Below are 16,019 nucleotides of genomic sequence, written 5' to 3'. Positions count from 1 at the left end.
TACATCGGTCACAGTGTTCGCAAGTTCGGTAATAGTTTTATCCCTGCACGAGCGCGTTGGGAATAGGCTGTCATGGATGAAGGGCGTTAGCCCCGCTGCACAGATAACTTTCAGGCGTAGCGCCATGCGGCGCACGTGCCGGAGTCAGCCAAACTAGACAACCTGTAGCCAGTATCTCTAACGAGTAAGAGTTGCTTCCATGCCGTCGCAGTTCCATATTTATCAATGGAGAAAGACCGCTATGAGCGCGATGTCGTCTCGCATCAGGAAGTGCCGTGCCGTGTGCGCGCTATCACAGAGTGAATTGGCGAGGCGTGTCGGCGTCAATCGCAGTGCGGTAACGCAGTGGGAGCAACTGGCGGGAACGCTGCCAAGCGTGGAGCATTTGATTCAGATTGCGGTAGTGACCGGCAGCAGTTTCGAATGGATCGCGACTGGGCGGGGGCCTTTCCGCAGCGGCGCGGACGCTGAGCCGGCCGTGATCACGGGCGATTACGCATTGGATGCATTGGAGAGCAGCGCGTTGACCTACCTGCGCTCCATGATTGGACTGAAGAAGCGAATCGCCATTCAGGTTCTGGAGGTGCTTGCGCGCTAACGATCCGAACCGGCTGCGCCATGGTATTCGGCAGGGGCAACGCTCATGGCGGCGCGCGCGAGGATTGCCCGCGCTTTGTGATGTCCGAGAAATCAGAGGTGGCTCAACCTGATCCCGCCTTTCCGCGGTAGGTGAGCCGGCTTAACCGTTAGCCTCTCCCGATCGCCCTGGGGGTCAGCTTCAGCAGGCGGCCGGCCTCTTCCTTGTCGCCGTCCTCCAGCAGCCAGATGGCGCCATCCGGCCCCTGTTCGATCTCGCGCAGACGGTTGCCGATGTGGAAGCGTTCCACCTCGCAGATCTCGCGGAAAGCCAGCGGGCACTCGAAGGAGACACGGATCAGCGCCTGGGAGGTCAGCCCGGCGATCAGCGCCGAGCCCTGCCAGTCCGGGAAGAGGGCGCCGGAATAGATGATCATGCTGCTGGGCGAAATGACCGGGTTCCAGTATGTTTCCGGGGCGCGCAGATCAGGCCGGGTGTCGTGGCCGGGGATGTCGGGACCCTTGTAGTGATCGCCGTAGGCGACCAGCGGCCAGCCGTAGTTCCTGCCCTTCTCGATCTTTTGGAACTCGTCACCGCCCGCCGGCCCCATCTCGGTCTCCCACAGCGCCCCCCCGGCGTCAAAGGCGAGCGCAACCGGACTGCGGTGGCCATAGGACCAGATCTCCGCCGTCATGCCGCCCTTGTCGTACATCGGGTTGCCGGATGCCGCCTTGCCATCGAGAGTCAGGCGCAGCACGGCGCCGAGATTGTTGCGTGTGTCCTGGGCCGTTTCGGGAATCCAGCGATCGCCGGAAGTGAGGAACAGGTGCCGGCCGTCCGGCGCGAAAGCCATGCGGTGCGAGTAATGGTTGCGTTGCGCGACCTTCGGCGCCTGCCGCCACAGAACCTCGAACGCGTCCATCCGCATGGCGTTGAGGTCCAACTTGGCGCGGCCCATGGCGGCGCCACGGGTGTCCTGTTCGCCGGCTTCGGCCCATGTCAGATAGACCAAGCCATTGCGAGCGAAGTCGGGATGCAGCGCCACGTCGCCGAGGCCGCCATGGCCCCCATAGTCCACTTCGGGCACGCCGGCGATGGCCTCCGACACCTGGCCGTCCTGCGTCACCACATGCAAGCTGCCGCGTTTTTCCGTGACCAGCATTCGCCCGTCGGGCAGAAAGGTCATGGCCCAGGGTTCCTCGAGGTCGGCCACCACTTCGGCCTCGAACGGCGGCCTGAGGTCGATGGCGCGCCCCGGCTGCTGCGCTGCCGCGCCGGGGCCAAGGATGCAGATGGCGAGCGCCGAGGCGGCAGGGATCAGCAGTGCAGCGGGTAGCAGGCGGCGCATGGCGACTCTCCGAGTTGAGGGTTGCGGACAAGGCGGCTGTAGCGGCTCGGATTCAGCGATCACCGTCTTGTCGGCGTCGCCGCGAAGCGCGGCATCGAACCGACCGTGGGTCATAGGAGCGCCGGAACGGGCTTCGGGTCGGCGGCAGAGCCGTCGATGCCCTCTCGGAGCGGGCGTTTCCGAAAAGCGGCGAGTCGCGCACGTTTCCAGGAAGTCTCGTCGGTTCATCGTCATCGCGCGCACGGTTGGTTGCCAAGTCGTGCAGTACTGAATGCAGCGATTTCTTTGTCCGAGCAAGGCGTTTGGGACGAACGACCAAAATTCGGGCCCAAACGTCAGGAACTCGTTCGACTTGGGCGAACCTTCCAAATCATTTCTGGGCGCCGGCGCGCGAGAAGGATCCAGGCATCATGAAACTTAGGATGCGCCAAGACCCGCCATTCCCAGTTCTTTCCGCAACCGATCGCGGTAGCTGCGTCCTACGGATAGCTTCTGACCATTGCGCAAGCGAAGCAGGTACTGCCCCGACGGCAACAGCTCCACATCGTGCGCGGCACCGATGCGGATCACGCGCGAGCGGTGTATGCGCAGGAACTGCGCGGGGTCCAGCTTGGCCTCGATAGCGGTAAGCGTTTCGCGCACCAGAAGCCGCTCATGCCCACAGTGAACCTCGACGTAGTTCGCGCTTGCGATCAACGAATCTATGGCCCGTACCGGCACCAAGCGCTGGCGCGCACCCGCCTGCAACAAAAGGCGCTCAGGAAAAGCCGATCTGCGCCCGGCCACGCGCGCCCGCAGGCGCGCAAGCGCGGCCTGCAGGCGCCGCACGGTGAATGGTTTGAGCAGATAATCAACGGCGTCGGTCTCGAACGCACGAACGGCGTGTTCGGAGTGGGCGGTCACATACACGACACAGGTATCGCCCACTACGGCGTCCTCTGAAACATGCAGCCCATCAATCCCGGGCATGCGGATGTCGAGGAAGGCGACGTCGGGGCGGTGCGAGCGAAGGGCCACGATGGCCGAAGCGCCGTCCGCACACTCCGCAACGACCTCGACACCCTCTTCTTCGCGTAGTAAACGCGCCAGGCGAGCAAGGGCCATCGGCTCGTCATCTACCACGATGGCACGAATACGTTCACTCATGCGGACTCCGGAAGCCGTTGCAAAGGCAGGTCGATATGAACGCAGGTTCCGCTTCCAGTCGATGTCTCCACCTCGAAACGGAAGTCGTCGCCGTAGAGGTGCTGCAACCGCGCCCTCGCGCCCGCCAGCCCCACGCCGTGTCCGGGCGTCGCAGCAGCCTCGCCATTTCCATCATCGCAAACTTCAAGGAGCAGCCGATTCCCATGACTACGCGCGGTGACGCGGATACTTCCAGGCGCCATGCGTGGAGCAATGGCGTAACGGATCGCATTTTCGACGAGGGGCTGCAACAAGAGTCGCGGCAACGCGACCGAACCTAGGGATTCATCGACATCCAGATCAAAGCGAAGCCGTGCCCCCAGCCGGACCTGCTCGATCCCCACGTAATCCTCGATCAACTCGACCTGCTCGGCCAAAGTCGTCTGTTGCGTCGTTCCGCCGTCGATGCTTTGCCGCAACAAACCTCCAAGTCCCACCACCATGCGGTCGGCAGCCGCCACGTTGCGATGCATCACCTCGCTGATGGAATGGAGCGCGTTGAACAGAAAGTGTGGGTCGAGCCGCGCCGATAGCGCTTCGAAGCGCGCCTGGGACAGTTGAGATCGCAGTTCGGCGTACTGTTGTTGACGCAACCTCTCGCGTCGTGCGAACAAGAGCGCATGCGCCACGCCAACGATCATCCAGGCAGTAAGCAAATTGCTGAGAAAGCTCGTGCGCAGGAGTACGAGCCAGCTTGGTAGCTGGTCGTACCAGCCTATCCATGGGTTGAGCGCCGCAACGCACAACGCACGCGCCACTATGATTCCGGCAACGGCAAGAGCCAGCCATCCGAACGACCGCAACACGGCGCCACGCTCCATCGGATGGCGGCCCACCCACCAGAAAACGAACAGGGTGAACGGAATCCACAGGATGGCCTTGGCCATCTCCGTGCGCAGCAGATAGGACGCGGCGACCCTTCCGGAAAAGGCCTCGTACATTTGCCCTGTCCAAACCAGCCCGGTGAGCACCCACCAGGCGCTCACCCAGGACCATGTCAACGTCGTTTGTCGCCGCATACCCTAACGCGCCAGGCGCTATGTGCCGTCGTTGGTCGTTCGCCGTTGGCAATCGCGAAAGCCTCGCTTCAGTATAGGCCAGCGGATCGCCGAAGAGCGCAACAATCTAGCGAACGACACCCGCAATGTGCGGAGCCCGGTCGAAACACTCGATCAGCAATTCGGTGAGGATGCGCACCTTCCGCGCGGGATGCTGACCCGGCGGGCGGATGACGTAGATCCCTGCCACAGGTGGTGGATGGCGTGTCATCACCGAAACAAGCGCACCTGAAGCCAGGTACTCCTGGGTAAGGCCATCGGGTAGCCAGGCAATACCGAGCCCTGCCACCGCGGCAGCGACGAGCGCTGTGCCGTTGTCGGCCTTGAAGCGCCCCCGCGGATGCACGGTGACGGTCTTGTCGCCATCCGTGAGTTGCCAGGCTTCCGTTCCCTGCATGAGGGCCTCGTGGGCGGCGAGCTCCTCCGGCGTCTCGGGGGAGCCGTGCGCTTCGATATAACCGGGGCTCGCGACGAGTCTGCCGCGGATCGGCCCGACACATCTTGCGACTAGGTTGGAGTCCGGCAGGTAGCCCACCCGGATCGCACAATCGAAACCCTCGCCGATGAGATCGACGAAGCGATCGCTGTAGACGGTATGGATGTGGAGCTGCGGGTGGCTTCGCGCCATTTCCGCCAGCACGGGCGCGAAGTGCGTCGGCCCGAAGGACAGTGGCGCGGCAATCCGCAAGCGGCCCCGAAGGTCACCGGCAGGCAGGATGGCTTCTTTGGCTGCATCGATCTCGGCGCAGGCCCGGGCGGCATGGTCGCGGAACGTGATCCCGGCTTCCGTGAGCGCGGCGCCGCGGGTAGTGCGTGCGAGCAGCTGCACGCCGAGCTCCGCTTCGAGCCGGCCGAGCCGCCGGCTGACGATCGACTTGGAGATGCCGAGCCGGCGCGCAGCGGGCGACACGCCCCCCGCATCGGCGACTTCCACGAATGTCCGCAATTCGTCGATGTCCACGTCGGCGTTCCCTATTCCGCGACACAGTTTGGCACGGGAGAGCGCTACCGCGCCATGAGCGGGAATGGCACTGTCTGTCCTCCGACGGCGCCACGTCGGGCGCACGTCTCCCCTCCCCCAACTTGCGGCAGCAGAGGATTGTCATGACTTTTCGCAACGGCCTTGATTCACTTCTTCGTCCCGAAGACTCGGTGCTGGTTCTGATCGACCACCAGCCTTACCAGCTCGCGAACCTCAACAGCCACGATCCGCAGATGGTGGTCAACAATTCCACGGCGCTGGCCAAGTCCGCCAAGGCCTTCGGCGTGCCCACCATCCTGACCAGCGTGATCGCCGATCGCGGCGGCCTCCTCTTTCCCCAGATCACCGATGTGTTCCCAGGCCAGGAGGTGATCGACCGGACGTTCATCAACACCTGGGAAGACAAGAAGGTGGTCGACGCGGTCAAGGCGACGGGCCGCAAGCAGCTGATCATCGCGGGCCTGTGGACCGAGATCTGCGTCGCGATGCCGGCCATCCAGGCCCTCGGCGAAGGCTGGGACGTCACGGTGGTGACCGATGCGTCCGGCGGCACGTCGGTCGAGGCGCACGAGGTGGCCATCCAGCGCATGATCGGGGCCGGCGCCAACATGATGACCTGGCTGGCCGTAGTGTCCGAATGGCAGCGCGACTGGGCCCGCACCGAGCACGCCGCAGAGTTGACGGACGTGCTCAAGCACCATGTTGGCGGCAGCGGCATCGCGTTCCTGTGGGAACAGCAGCTACTCAACACGCCGGTACCGAGCACCGCGGGCTGATCGAGCCGGGAGCACCATCGACGCCGGCCGTGCGGTCGGGCACAAGCAGCGCCGCGCCGCGCATTCGCGACGCGCCCCAGGCGCTGGCTTTCGAGGTTCAGGGATCGTCGATGGCTGACGCCACACGGGAGACACCACATGGTTGAACTGATCATCGAACAACGCCGCCGCAGCCTGGGTGGTGGAATCGAGGTGGGCCGCGTACTGCCCTTTGCCAAGCGCCGCATGGTCGGCCCCTACATCTTCTTCGACCATATCGGGCCGCTCGACCTGGCGCCCGGCGTGGACCGCAGCGTCGACGTGCGACCGCACCCGCATATCGGCCTGTCGACCGTCACCTATCTGTTCGCCGGCGAGATCATGCATCGCGACAGCCTGGGGTATGCGCAGGCGATCCGCCCGCGGGAAGTCAACTGGATGACCGCCGGCCGTGGCATCACCCACAGCGAGCGGTTCGAGCGCGCGCGGGCGCAGGGCGATCATCTGCACGGCATCCAGGCCTGGGTGGCGCTGCCGACCGAATACGAGGAAGCAGATCCCGGCTTCTCGCACCATGCCGGCGACGACCTGCCGCAGTGGAGCGACGGTGGGGTGCACGGACAACTCATCGCCGGCAGCGCCTACGGCCTCACCGCGGCCGCTGCGACGCATTCGCCGCAGTTCTACGCGCATCTCGACATGGAGCCGGGCGCGACGGCGGAAATTCCTGCCGGTTACTCCGAGCGCGCCGTGTACGTCGCCACCGGTGCGGTGGAACTCGACGGCGTCACCCACGGCGACGGCAGGATGCTGGTCCTCGGCAAGGACGCGTCACGGCTGCGGGCCGTCGCGCATTCGGCGGTGATGGTGCTCGGCGGGGAACCGGTAGGCGAGCGCTTCCTCCACTGGAACTTCGTGTCTTCGTCGAAGGACCGCCTCGCGCAGGCCGCGTCGGACTGGAAAGCGGGCCGCATGAAGCTGCCCGATGCCGACGATGCCGAGTTCATTCCCCTACCGGATGATCCCGCGCCGCCCACACCCGCGATGTCGTGAGTACCGCGATGGCGGATTGCATGTCCCAGCAACAGAGAGCTCATCGTCATGATTCCACTCACCCGCACCCTCGCCGCCACGCTGCTGGCGGCCGCCACCCACGCCAGCGCCTTATACTCGCAGGCCCACAGGCTATGAACTGAAAGGACCGGGATCATGACCGATCACAGTCGCCGAAATATCCTCGTCGCCGCCAGCGCCCTGGCCGCCGGCATGGCCGCCACCGGCGCCCGCGCCGCCGCTCCCATGTCCACCAGCAAGGCATCGTTCCCGCCGGTCGTGCACCACGTGTTCTTCTGGCTGAAGAATCCGGATTCCAAGGAGGATCTCGCCAAGCTGCTCGCCGGATTGCGAACGTTGGCGGGCGTCGACACCGTGCGAGGCATCCACATCGGCGTGCCGGCGGATACCGAGCAGCGCGGCGTCGTCGACGGCAGCTACAGCGCCTCGGAAATCCTGTTCTTCGACGACGTGGCCGGGCAGAACGCCTACCAGGTCCATCCCATTCACAAGCAGTTCGTCGCCGAGTGCGAGCACCTGTGGCAGCGCGTAGTCGTGTATGACGTCAAGGCCGTCGCGCCGTAACTCACCGCTCAAACCTATGTGATGTGACCGGTGAGCGTGCCCGCGGCGGAGGCGAACATGGCACGAAGGTGGATCAACTCTCTCCGTCCCGTCTTGTCGATGGGCACCCGCCTCACGGCTGTCCAACCCGCCCCCGAACATCCATAGCATCAGGCAAGGATCGAAGAGCATTCGAGCAACAACGGCCGCGGATGCCGCATTACATTGACCCTGTCGCTCACAGGAGAAGTACCATGAAAATTCTGACGATCCTCACGTCCCACGACGAGCTCGGCGATACCGGCCGAAAGACCGGGTTCTGGCTCGAAGAGCTGGCTGCCCCTTACTATGCGTTCAAGGACGCGGGGGCCGAGATCGTGCTGGCTTCGCCCAAGGGAGGCCAACCGCCGCTCGATCCCAAGAGCAACGACCCGGGATCCCAGACCGACGACACGCACCGGTTCGAAGCCGACCCGGAGGCGAGCCGCGCGCTCGCCAACGCGCTCAAGCTGTCCGAGGTCGACCAGGCGGACTACGATGCCGTGTTCTTTCCGGGCGGCCACGGACCCCTTTGGGATCTCACCAACGATCGCAAGGCCCTGTCGCTCATCGAGGACACGCTGGCGGCGGGCAAGCCGGTCGGGCTCGTCTGCCACGCGCCCGGCATCCTCACCAACGCGAAGGCGCCCGGCGGCGATCCGATCGCGAAGGGCCGCAAGGTCACCGGCTTCAAGAACTCCGAAGAAGCCGCCGTTGGCTTGATCGAGGTCGTTCCCTACCTGCTCGAGGACGTGCTTCGCGAGCAGGGCGCGGAGTTCTCCTCGACGGACGACTGGGGCGTGCATACCGTGCAGGACGGGTTGCTGATCACCGGCCAGAACCCGGCATCCTCGAAGGAGGCCGCGGAACTCGTCCTGAAGGCGGTCAGCGATCGCAAGGAAGCGGCGTGACGACGGACCATGTCGGTCAGGCGCACAGCGGTGTCGGCGCTGATGCCGCGCTTGCCCAGCACGATTTCATTGACCCGCCGGGGTGGCACGCCCATTGCCCGCGCCAGCGCGTTCTGGCTGATTCCCAGGGGCAACAGGAACTCCGTGTTCAGGACTTCGCCGGGATGGATGTTGGGCAGCTTTTTTATGGCTAGAACCATTGATCAGTGATAATCGACGATCTGCACGTCATGCGCATCGCCAGCCTTCCAGCGGAAGCAGATGCGCCATTGGTCGTTGATCCGGATGCTGTGTTGGCCCTTCCGGTCGCCCTTCAGCGCCTCCAGCCGATTGGCCGGCGGAATCCGCAGATCGTCCAGCGTCGCCGCCGCATTGAGCATGCGCAGCTAGCCAGCCCCATCATCGCGTTGGGCGATCGCCGAGTCCAGCCCGGCCGCAGGACCATGCTGGCGGGAACCGCGCGCCCTCACACGGACGTCGGGGCCGGCACCCTCGCCCGCTGGGCTATCCTCGGCCGCATATGGGAAGCAGGCGATGACCACACCAACCGGAACCCCGCCCGCGCAGATCTGGGTGGATGCCGACGCCTGCCCTGGCCCGATCAAGGAGATCCTGTTCCGCGCCGCCGAGCGGACGCAGGTGCCGCTGACCCTGGTTGCCAACCAGTGGCTGCGCACGCCAGGCTCGCGCTTGATCCGGGCGCTACAGGTGCAGGGCGGCTTCGACGCCGCCGACGATGCGATCGCCGAACGCGCCGCGCCGGGCGACCTGGTGATCACCCAGGACATCCCGCTCGCCGCGCGCGTGCTGGCCAACGGCGCCGAGGCCGTCAATCCCCGCGGCGAGCGCTTCACCCAGGACAACATCGCCGAGCGCCTGTCCGTGCGCAGTTTCATGGAAGAGCTGCGCGGCGCGGGCGTGCAGACCGGCGGGCCGACCGCGTTCAGTGCGCGGGACCGGCAGGCATTTGCGAAACAGCTGGACGGGTGGATAGCGAGGCGGCGCGACTCCAAGACTCCGTAGCCGGACCAATACACATTAGCCGCCCTCCCGTCGCGTCGACAGCGCTCGTCATACGGACCGCTCAGCGAAGCCGCCGATCGCTATGACCATAGGCACTGCCTGCACTGGCGCGGTGACGTTGCGACAGTTGAAGGCGCTCGACTTCGCCATCCTCGTCCCGGGCCACGGCGACATCCAGCACGACGCCGCGTATGCCGATCTGCTGATCGAGGCATTCGAACTGGTCGCGGTGCAGATCAAGCCGCTTATTGCGGAAGGGCTGGACGAGGAAGCGGCAGTCGCACGGCTGGATTTTTCCTCAGTGGAACCGCGTTTCACCGAAGGCGACGAGTTTCTTGCCGGGCGTTTCGATGCGTGGTTCAAACGCCCCATCGGCCGCGCGGCATACCGTGTGGAATCCGGCGACAGTCCTGAGGTCGAATAGCGGGGCAAACGGGGCCGGGCAAGTGGGGATAGCCCAGATACGGGGTAGCTCAAGCTGACCCCGTTATTGGTTCTGCGTGGAGTCAGACAACAACGCGGTATAACGGCGCTGCATCTCCTCCGGCGTGACGTCCTCGAGGCTGTGGCCGATGTTCCAGCGGTGGCCGAACGGATCGAGGATCACGCCCGAACGTTCCCCGTAGAACGCGTCGCTCGGCGCCATCAGCAGCGTGGCACCGGCGGCGACCGCGCGCGCGATGACATCATCGGCGTTGCCCACGTGCAGGTGCATCGTGGCGCTGTAGCCTGCCCCGCCCGACGGCCGGCAGATGTCGAACTCCGGAAACTCGTCGCACAGCATCAGCGTGGTGCCATCGAAGTCCATTTCCGCATGGCCGATACGGCCGCCCGGCTCCTGCAGGCGGAAGAGTTCGGTCGCGCCGAACACGCTGCGATAGAAATCGATTGCGCGCGCGGTGTCGGCCACGCAGAGATAGGGAAACAAAGCCTGGGCGCTCATGGCGATCTCCTTGGGAATACAGGCGCCAACGATACCCGGCGCTCAGACGGGCGTCTTGGACGAAACTGACCTCGCGCGCCTTGGCATGGGCGGCGCTGGCGGGCGGGCGCGCCGCTGCAGTTGCCAGGCGTGCGGCGTGGTGCCCGCCAGTGCCAGGAACTCACGGTTGCAGTGCGACTGATCGCTGTAGCCGGCCGCCGACGCAAGCTCGGCCAATGGATGCCCCCGGCCCGCCTCCATCAGCCGCAACAGGTACTGGAACCTGCACACGCGCGCGTAGCGCTTGGGCGACAGGCCGGTTGCCTCTCGGAACTGCGCGATGAAGTGGCGCTGGCTGATGCCCGCTACCGCCGGCAACCGCTCCGCCGAGGGGATCGCCCGTATCTGCGCCAATGCCCGGGCAACGCTCGGGTGCATGGCACGTGGCGCCAGCCGCGCCAGCAATGCGGCTTCGAGTGCGGCAAGCTGCGCGTGCGGATCCCGCGCCTCATGGAGCGCCTCGCGCAGCCACGTGCCATCCCGGCCCCACGCGTCATCCAGCGGCACGTGCCGGTCGCTGAACTCCGCCGCCGACGCGCCGAACAACGCCCGTGCCGCACCAGGCCGCAACTGCACGCCGACGGTTCGCGTCGGCACCGACGCATCCTTCCAGTAGCTGCCCGCGCGCGCGCCGGCCACCAGCGCATCGCCCGCATGCTGCACACACGTCGACCCACGGTCGCCGTACAACCGTACCGGGCCGCCCTGCAGGCGCAGGGCAATATGCATCGTGCCCGTGGGCAACACCTGTTCCCGATCGGGCGCTACCGGCCGTTCGCCCACCCACAGGGACGCCACGTAGGGACGCAGGCGTGCCGAAGGCAGAAGGATCATGTGCATGCTGCGGACAATAACGAAGAACGAGGCCGAAGTGCGCCACCTGCCCTGTTCTCATGCATGAGAGCGGCAAACGGGCAGATCCCCTTTTCAGGCCGAAGCCAAGATCGATGCTTTGTCGACACGCGACCAGCTCACCACCCGCGCAAGGCAGCCCACCCAAGAAGCGAACCTGACCCTGAGGTTTCCCCAGATTTCTCGCAGCCTATCTTCCCCCTTTGAAAAAGGGGGATTGAGGGGGATTTGCTGTTGCTGTTGCTTGGCCACACCGTGATCGGCGAAGTATCTGGCGTGGTCGTCGGTGGGCATGGCCCCGCTCGGGTGCGCCACATGCGGACGAATGCTATACGGCCACTACGAACGGGACCGGATTGAAGAATTCAGACCGTCGACGGCACGGCCGCCCCTTGCTCCGCCCTCGGTTGCCTTGATCAGTGCGGACGCGGAGCGTGCGGGTTGTCCGGAGGCAGACAGAGCTCAGTTTCACCGTCTTCGTCCATGCATTGAACCCCGCTCAACGCATTGACCGACCGGCCCGGTCACCCGCACGCGAGCTGTGCGGCCGACGCACAGTTGGTCATCGAACGGCACGCTAGCTGGCGTCGGCCGCGGATGCCAGCATGGCCAGCGTCTTCACGTCGAGCTTCGCGATGACGCCGGAAATCGGATCCACCTTCGCTCCGCAACAACGTTGTCGTGGGACGGCATCGCCGTCGATGACCCACGCGATCCCGGCGACCGGCGAGCGGGCTCCGGTGATCGGCGCCGGCACTTCCGGCACTTACGATGTGCTGCGGCCGCCGGCCGCCGTCGCTTACCTCTCCCGACAAGCGAAACGACCGCCATGCATCCTCTCTATCGCCCGTTGCGCTCCCACGATCTGCTCGACCTGTCCGCGCCCGACGACGCACTGCAGGTGCTCCACGGCAGCGGCCGCAATATCCAGCTGGCGATCCCCTCCCGCTGGATCAGCGTCTGGCTGCCGCTGGCGGAAGGGATCGAACTGGAGACGCTGGACTGCCGCTGGCTGCTGCACGCCGGCGAACTACTGATCTGGCGCGACAGTGCGCTGCGCGCCGGCAGCCGTCGCGACGGACGCTGGCTGGCGGTGTGCGGCAGCCCCGCGGCCTGGGCGCGGCACCAGCGTCCGCGGCCCGGTGAGCCGGCGGTCGACCTGTTGCCGTCGGAATCGCACTGCACCCGCGAGCTGCGCCGGCTGACCGTGCGCCTGGCGCGCGTAGCGCGACGCCCGGACCTGGGCGCGCTGGGAGCCGGTACGGTCGTCGACATGCTGTGCGCAGCGCTGACCGAACACCAGCGCGACCTGCATGCCTTGTTGCCGCGCTGCACCGGGCGCACGTTGCTGCGTCGGCAGCAGACGCTGATGCGGCTGCTGCGGGTACAGCACCTGATCCGTCGGCACGACGGCGGACGCGTCGACCTGGCACGGCTGGCCGCCAGCGCGAACTACTCCCCCTGCCACCTGATTCGCAGCTACCGCGACGTGTTCGGGGAAACGCCGTCCGAGTACGCCGCACGGCTGCGCTCGGAGCGTGCGTGGCAGTTGGTCCGCGAAACGCGCATGCCGGTCTGCGAGATCACCGCCGCGCTGGGCTTCGAAAGCCAGAGCGCGTTCTGCCGCGCGTTCAAGGGTACGTTCGGCATGACCACCAGCCAGGTCAGGCAGTTGGATGCAGCGCGCCAACCGCGCGCGTACGCCGAGTTCGGAGCGACGAAAGCGGCCTGATCGGGCACGGGGTCAGGTATTCCCCATCCTCGATAGGCCATCTACTCCTTGATTTCACTTTTAGCGTTCTTGATCATCGCTTCCGTGGATCAAGAAGCAAGGATTCTCAAAGGCCGGACCAGGCGGAGCGCTTCGACTGCGCCAGCTAAGAACGCGACCCGGCGATTCAATTCCCTCCGGTCCTTCTCGTGAAGGTCAGGTGGGTGACGCCGCTCGGGGTTGAGACCGCCTCGATGTCGTAGTCCTCCTCGAGCGCCTCCAGGCCGTCCCAGACGCGGATCCCGCGACCGAGCACGATCGGAACCTGGACGAGGTGCATGTGGTCGACGAGTCCGGCGGCAACGAAGTCGCGGACCACGGTTGCGCCGCCGCCAATGCGCACGTCCTGGCCGCCGGCGGCTTCACGCGCGGCCTGCAACGCCTCGGTCGGGGACGCATCGAGAAAGTGGAACGTGGTGCCGCCCGCCATCTCGATCGGCGGTCGCGGCCGGTGGGTGAGGACGAAGGTCGGCGTATGGAACGGCGGATTCGGCCCCCACCAGCCCTTCCAGTCCGCGTCGTCCTGCCAGCCGGGCGGTCCGAACTTGTTGGCCCCCATGATCTCGGCGCCGATGCCCGGCTCGTGGCGCTCCGCGAAGGCATGATCGGCACCCATGGTCCCACTGGTCTTGGCCCAGAACCGGGTGGCGAACATCCATTCGTGGAGCCGCTCGCCGGCATGGCCGAAGGGGGTTTCCATCGACTGGGGCTCGCCGGTGGCGAAGCCGTCGAGCGAGATGGACAGATTGTGGATCCGGGTGAGGGACATCGGTGTGCTCCGGTAGTCGTCGCTTGCCAGTGGGCATCGTAGGGCGGGCCCGGCGGCCATGGCCTTGGCCGCCAAGATGTCATGCATTCCAGCGACGAACGCCAGGCGCCGATCTCGACACCTGCTGGCTGAGCTTGCCCGTCTCATCAATGCAGGCGCAAGCCAAGCGACCGCCTGGCGCCCGAGGCAGTGTTCGGATGCAACGATGCCATTGCCTTCGGATGCATCGAGACCTTGCTCTCGCGTTGGAAACACTTGATCAGTGCGGGCACAGCGGCCTGCGCGCCGGCGCCGGGCCCATCGCCGCAGCCTGCCGGTGGGCCGACCGCTATCGGCCATCCGGCGAAGATTGCGGGACTGGCCTGTCGCGCAGTGCCAGCCGCTCCGGCGCGAGCGCGCCACTGCGGTAGGCCAACTCCACCATCTCCTCGAAGAAGTCGATCTTCGCGCCCGCGCTCAGCCGCACCCAGTCCATGAGCTGCGCGCGTTCGGCGTCCTTGAAACTGAATTCCAGCGAAGGCGAAGGAGACGGGTTCATGGACCACCCTCCCCCTCCTGCGGGGCGGCCAGGATTTGCTGAAGCTTGTCGATATCGTCCAGGTCGCGCGAACGCCCAGTTCGCCGCTTCATCTCGATCAGGTGGGGGATGGAGGCAATCCGGACCTCGAGTCCATCCAGATCCTTGACCACCGCGTCCGCCATGAGATCGCCGAACCCGATCGGCTCGTCGATGAAGACATCCACCGAACGCAGCGGGTTCCCGGGATCCCACAGCGGGAACACGACCATGTTGCGATTGCGCAGCCAGTCCAGGCGCCTGCCCTCATCCGCGAAGTCATCCATGGCCACCGGCAGTCGCGGCTGCAGGCCGATGGAAGCGAGCGCGCGCATGCCACGCCCGGCGTTGTCCGGAGCCAGGCCGATCGCAAGGTCCAGATCCGCGGTAGCGCGCAGATATCCGTGCAGGATGACCGCCAGCCCGTCCACGACCACGTAGTCGACCCGGGCGTCATTGAGTGCGGCGAAGATCTGGCGGACGTTGAAGGCCATGGCCGGAGTCTAGGCGGGCGGGGTGCTCCAGTCTCCCGGGGAACCGCAGCGCCGCAGGACCAGCCCGGCCCGGGACGGCTGAAGGGTGATCGCCGACCCAACACCTTTATTGCATCGAATCTGTAGCGAAACCCTAGCTTCTCCACATGGACGATATGCCGTCCCCGGCCTCCAATCGGGTCCGTGGCATTGGCCACGCACGAGACCCGCCAAGGAGGTCGCCCCATGCCCACCACGAATCTGCATTCACGATTGCCCGCAACCGCCCTGTGCCTATGTGCCATGGTGCTGACGGCCAGCCCTCCCGCCTTCGCGCAAACCTCATGGGATGCGCAGGACCAGGCCGACATGTGGGGACGGCTGCAAGCACAGGGGCTGATCAGGTCGTCGGAATCGACACGCGCCGAAGCCGCGAAACGGGGCAAGCCGTCGGCTCCGGCCCGTTTGCACGAGGCCGGTCGCGACGACGCCGCAGGCGCGGATCCTCGACGCCGCTCCGGCCATGGAAGCGGGCCGCGGACGCCGCCGACGCCCGATGCCACGGCGCTGCCCGACGCAGAGGTGACGACCGACGCTTCGACGCCGTCCGCGCCTGGACGGCCCTGCACGTGACCTCCAGCTTCGACGTTCCAGGACGTTATGACCGCAACGCTGGAGCTGCACCTGCACCAACGCATACGGATCGCGCGGACGCGGTGCCAGGGATCGTTAACGAGCCCGGCACCGCGCCCTGCTCGATCAGTGGCGGGTGGCCGCCTGCGGGTGCCAGCCCGCATCCGCGGGCGGCGGCAGCATCGGCATGGCCGCGTCACGCGTCAGGTCCGGGCTGACCGGTACACCGTAGATCGCCGGCTCCTCGCGTACGCGGTGTCGGTGCCCGGCTTCGTCGGGGAGGCGCTGCCCCGTCACCTTGTGCATGAGCGCACTCGCGGCGTCGGCCTCTTCGAAGATCGCATCGCCCAGCATCGTCAGTGTGCCGTCGGCCAGGTCGATACGCTCGACGCCGAAGACCAGGTCGCCGTAGGCATGCAGCCGGTCGTGCAGGCGGTTGAGCGTGTCCAACTGGTCCAGGGTCATGCCGAAGACGAGGGGGGCTTCGG

At 65.9% G+C, this 16,019-nt stretch carries 20 protein-coding genes and 2 pseudogenes; 8 read left to right on the top strand and 14 right to left on the bottom strand.

Features of this window, described 5'->3' with window-relative positions:
- Positions 1–199 precede the first annotated feature (199 nt).
- Positions 200–598 carry a helix-turn-helix transcriptional regulator gene (locus FXO19_RS00100; RefSeq protein ID WP_255516171.1) on the top strand — a complete coding sequence of 133 codons (399 nt, stop codon included), beginning with the start codon at positions 200–202 and terminating at the stop codon, positions 596–598.
- Between the two features lie 148 nt (positions 599–746).
- On the opposite strand, the gene FXO19_RS00095 is transcribed toward FXO19_RS00100, so the two are convergent.
- The 4 genes from FXO19_RS00095 to FXO19_RS00080 all read right to left on the bottom strand — a co-directional run bounded on the left by FXO19_RS00095 (position 747) and on the right by FXO19_RS00080 (position 5,129).
- Positions 747–1,925 (bottom strand): PQQ-dependent sugar dehydrogenase, encoded by a 1,179-nt coding sequence (locus FXO19_RS00095; RefSeq protein ID WP_149193041.1) that lies wholly within the window; start codon positions 1,923–1,925, stop codon positions 747–749.
- A 417-nt stretch (positions 1,926–2,342) separates the two neighbouring features.
- Positions 2,343–3,071: a LytR/AlgR family response regulator transcription factor gene (locus FXO19_RS00090; RefSeq protein ID WP_149193040.1), complete on the bottom strand. Its 729-nt coding sequence runs from the start codon at positions 3,069–3,071 to the stop codon at positions 2,343–2,345.
- A complete protein-coding gene (locus FXO19_RS00085; RefSeq protein WP_187775555.1) occupies positions 3,068–4,051 on the bottom strand; it encodes a sensor histidine kinase in 984 nt (327 codons plus the stop codon). Before FXO19_RS00085 ends, FXO19_RS00090 begins: the two co-directional genes overlap by 4 nt.
- 184 nt (positions 4,052–4,235) lie before the next feature.
- Entirely contained in the window at positions 4,236–5,129 is an 894-nt protein-coding gene (locus FXO19_RS00080) for a LysR family transcriptional regulator (RefSeq protein ID WP_149193038.1), read from the bottom strand.
- A gap of 143 nt (positions 5,130–5,272) precedes the next feature.
- Between FXO19_RS00080 and FXO19_RS00075 the strand changes: the two genes are divergently transcribed.
- The 4 genes and pseudogenes from FXO19_RS00075 to FXO19_RS00060 all read left to right on the top strand — a co-directional run.
- A complete protein-coding gene (locus FXO19_RS00075; RefSeq protein WP_149193037.1) occupies positions 5,273–5,926 on the top strand; it encodes a hydrolase in 654 nt (217 codons plus the stop codon).
- A 138-nt stretch (positions 5,927–6,064) separates the two neighbouring features.
- Positions 6,065–6,958, top strand: a complete 894-nt coding sequence (locus FXO19_RS00070) for a pirin family protein (RefSeq protein WP_149193036.1) — start codon at positions 6,065–6,067, stop codon at positions 6,956–6,958.
- Between the two features lie 156 nt (positions 6,959–7,114).
- Positions 7,115–7,543, top strand: coding sequence for a Dabb family protein (locus FXO19_RS00065; protein ID WP_149193035.1), 429 nt, complete (start codon positions 7,115–7,117; stop codon positions 7,541–7,543).
- 191 nt (positions 7,544–7,734) lie between these two features.
- Positions 7,735–8,382 (top strand): annotated as a pseudogene (locus FXO19_RS00060) (type 1 glutamine amidotransferase domain-containing protein); the annotation flags it as partial.
- Here FXO19_RS00060 and FXO19_RS19775 read toward each other — a convergent pair.
- Positions 8,298–8,660: a HigA family addiction module antitoxin gene (locus FXO19_RS19775; RefSeq protein ID WP_425481429.1), complete on the bottom strand. Its 363-nt coding sequence runs from the start codon at positions 8,658–8,660 to the stop codon at positions 8,298–8,300. The pseudogene FXO19_RS00060 and the gene FXO19_RS19775 sit on opposite strands and share 85 nt — an antisense overlap.
- 15 nt (positions 8,661–8,675) lie before the next feature.
- On the bottom strand, positions 8,676–8,852 hold the full coding sequence (locus FXO19_RS00050; RefSeq protein WP_149193033.1) for a type II toxin-antitoxin system RelE/ParE family toxin: 177 nt from the start codon (positions 8,850–8,852) through the stop codon (positions 8,676–8,678).
- A 154-nt stretch (positions 8,853–9,006) separates the two neighbouring features.
- Between FXO19_RS00050 and FXO19_RS00045 the strand changes: the two genes are divergently transcribed.
- A complete protein-coding gene (locus FXO19_RS00045; RefSeq protein WP_149193032.1) occupies positions 9,007–9,495 on the top strand; it encodes a YaiI/YqxD family protein in 489 nt (162 codons plus the stop codon).
- Between the two features lie 127 nt (positions 9,496–9,622).
- On the top strand, positions 9,623–9,919 hold the full coding sequence (locus FXO19_RS00040) for a hypothetical protein (RefSeq protein WP_223115387.1): 297 nt from the start codon (positions 9,623–9,625) through the stop codon (positions 9,917–9,919).
- Between the two features lie 63 nt (positions 9,920–9,982).
- Here the strand turns inward: FXO19_RS00040 and FXO19_RS00035 are convergent, their stop codons facing one another.
- From FXO19_RS00035 to FXO19_RS19045, 4 genes are all read right to left on the bottom strand, one after another.
- Complete coding sequence (locus tag FXO19_RS00035; RefSeq protein ID WP_149193030.1) at positions 9,983–10,438, bottom strand: VOC family protein; 456 nt, start codon at positions 10,436–10,438, stop codon at positions 9,983–9,985.
- 42 nt (positions 10,439–10,480) lie between these two features.
- Positions 10,481–11,311, bottom strand: coding sequence for a helix-turn-helix domain-containing protein (locus FXO19_RS00030; protein ID WP_187775554.1), 831 nt, complete (start codon positions 11,309–11,311; stop codon positions 10,481–10,483).
- 93 nt (positions 11,312–11,404) lie between these two features.
- Positions 11,405–11,623, bottom strand: a complete 219-nt coding sequence (locus FXO19_RS00025; protein WP_149193028.1) for a hypothetical protein — start codon at positions 11,621–11,623, stop codon at positions 11,405–11,407.
- Positions 11,624–11,906: 283 nt separating this feature from the next.
- Positions 11,907–12,095 carry a hypothetical protein gene (locus FXO19_RS19045; RefSeq protein ID WP_187775553.1) on the bottom strand — a complete coding sequence of 63 codons (189 nt, stop codon included), beginning with the start codon at positions 12,093–12,095 and terminating at the stop codon, positions 11,907–11,909.
- A gap of 63 nt (positions 12,096–12,158) precedes the next feature.
- Between FXO19_RS19045 and FXO19_RS00020 the strand changes: the two genes are divergently transcribed.
- Positions 12,159–13,061 (top strand): AraC family transcriptional regulator, encoded by a 903-nt coding sequence (locus FXO19_RS00020; protein ID WP_149193027.1) that lies wholly within the window; start codon positions 12,159–12,161, stop codon positions 13,059–13,061.
- Between the two features lie 166 nt (positions 13,062–13,227).
- Here the strand turns inward: FXO19_RS00020 and FXO19_RS00015 are convergent, their stop codons facing one another.
- The 4 genes and pseudogenes from FXO19_RS00015 to FXO19_RS19040 all read right to left on the bottom strand — a co-directional run.
- Complete coding sequence (locus FXO19_RS00015) at positions 13,228–13,944, bottom strand: dihydrofolate reductase family protein (protein ID WP_223115386.1); 717 nt, start codon at positions 13,942–13,944, stop codon at positions 13,228–13,230.
- A gap of 253 nt (positions 13,945–14,197) precedes the next feature.
- Positions 14,198–14,407, bottom strand: coding sequence for a hypothetical protein (locus FXO19_RS00010; protein WP_149193026.1), 210 nt, complete (start codon positions 14,405–14,407; stop codon positions 14,198–14,200).
- Positions 14,404–14,919, bottom strand: a complete 516-nt coding sequence (locus FXO19_RS00005; protein WP_149193025.1) for a hypothetical protein — start codon at positions 14,917–14,919, stop codon at positions 14,404–14,406. Before FXO19_RS00005 ends, FXO19_RS00010 begins: the two co-directional genes overlap by 4 nt.
- A 738-nt stretch (positions 14,920–15,657) precedes the next feature.
- Positions 15,658–16,019, bottom strand: a pseudogene (locus FXO19_RS19040) (hypothetical protein); the annotation flags it as partial.

This window comes from Luteimonas suaedae (assembly GCF_008312895.1).
Taxonomy (GTDB): Bacteria; Pseudomonadota; Gammaproteobacteria; order Xanthomonadales; family Xanthomonadaceae; genus Luteimonas; species Luteimonas suaedae.
This window is presented reverse-complemented; position numbering and strand designations above follow the sequence as displayed.

Bases quoted from the DNA above. Each gene is read 5' to 3' on its own strand.
- FXO19_RS00100 (WP_255516171.1), top strand. From the start codon at position 200: ATGCCGTCGCAGTTCCATATTTATCAATGGAGAAAGACCGCTATGAGC.
- FXO19_RS00095 (WP_149193041.1), bottom strand. From the start codon at position 1,925: ATGCGCCGCCTGCTACCCGCTGCACTGCTGATCCCTGCCGCCTCGGCG.
- FXO19_RS00090 (WP_149193040.1), bottom strand. From the start codon at position 3,071: ATGAGTGAACGTATTCGTGCCATCGTGGTAGATGACGAGCCGATGGCC.
- FXO19_RS00085 (WP_187775555.1), bottom strand. From the start codon at position 4,051: ATGTACGAGGCCTTTTCCGGAAGGGTCGCCGCGTCCTATCTGCTGCGC.
- FXO19_RS00075 (WP_149193037.1), top strand. From the start codon at position 5,273: ATGACTTTTCGCAACGGCCTTGATTCACTTCTTCGTCCCGAAGACTCG.
- FXO19_RS00070 (WP_149193036.1), top strand. From the start codon at position 6,065: ATGGTTGAACTGATCATCGAACAACGCCGCCGCAGCCTGGGTGGTGGA.
- FXO19_RS00065 (WP_149193035.1), top strand. From the start codon at position 7,115: ATGACCGATCACAGTCGCCGAAATATCCTCGTCGCCGCCAGCGCCCTG.
- FXO19_RS00050 (WP_149193033.1), bottom strand. From the start codon at position 8,852: ATGCTCAATGCGGCGGCGACGCTGGACGATCTGCGGATTCCGCCGGCC.
- FXO19_RS00045 (WP_149193032.1), top strand. From the start codon at position 9,007: ATGACCACACCAACCGGAACCCCGCCCGCGCAGATCTGGGTGGATGCC.
- FXO19_RS00035 (WP_149193030.1), bottom strand. From the start codon at position 10,438: ATGAGCGCCCAGGCTTTGTTTCCCTATCTCTGCGTGGCCGACACCGCG.
- FXO19_RS00030 (WP_187775554.1), bottom strand. From the start codon at position 11,311: ATGATCCTTCTGCCTTCGGCACGCCTGCGTCCCTACGTGGCGTCCCTG.
- FXO19_RS00025 (WP_149193028.1), bottom strand. From the start codon at position 11,623: ATGCCCACCGACGACCACGCCAGATACTTCGCCGATCACGGTGTGGCC.
- FXO19_RS00020 (WP_149193027.1), top strand. From the start codon at position 12,159: ATGCATCCTCTCTATCGCCCGTTGCGCTCCCACGATCTGCTCGACCTG.
- FXO19_RS00010 (WP_149193026.1), bottom strand. From the start codon at position 14,407: ATGAACCCGTCTCCTTCGCCTTCGCTGGAATTCAGTTTCAAGGACGCC.
- FXO19_RS00005 (WP_149193025.1), bottom strand. From the start codon at position 14,919: ATGGCCTTCAACGTCCGCCAGATCTTCGCCGCACTCAATGACGCCCGG.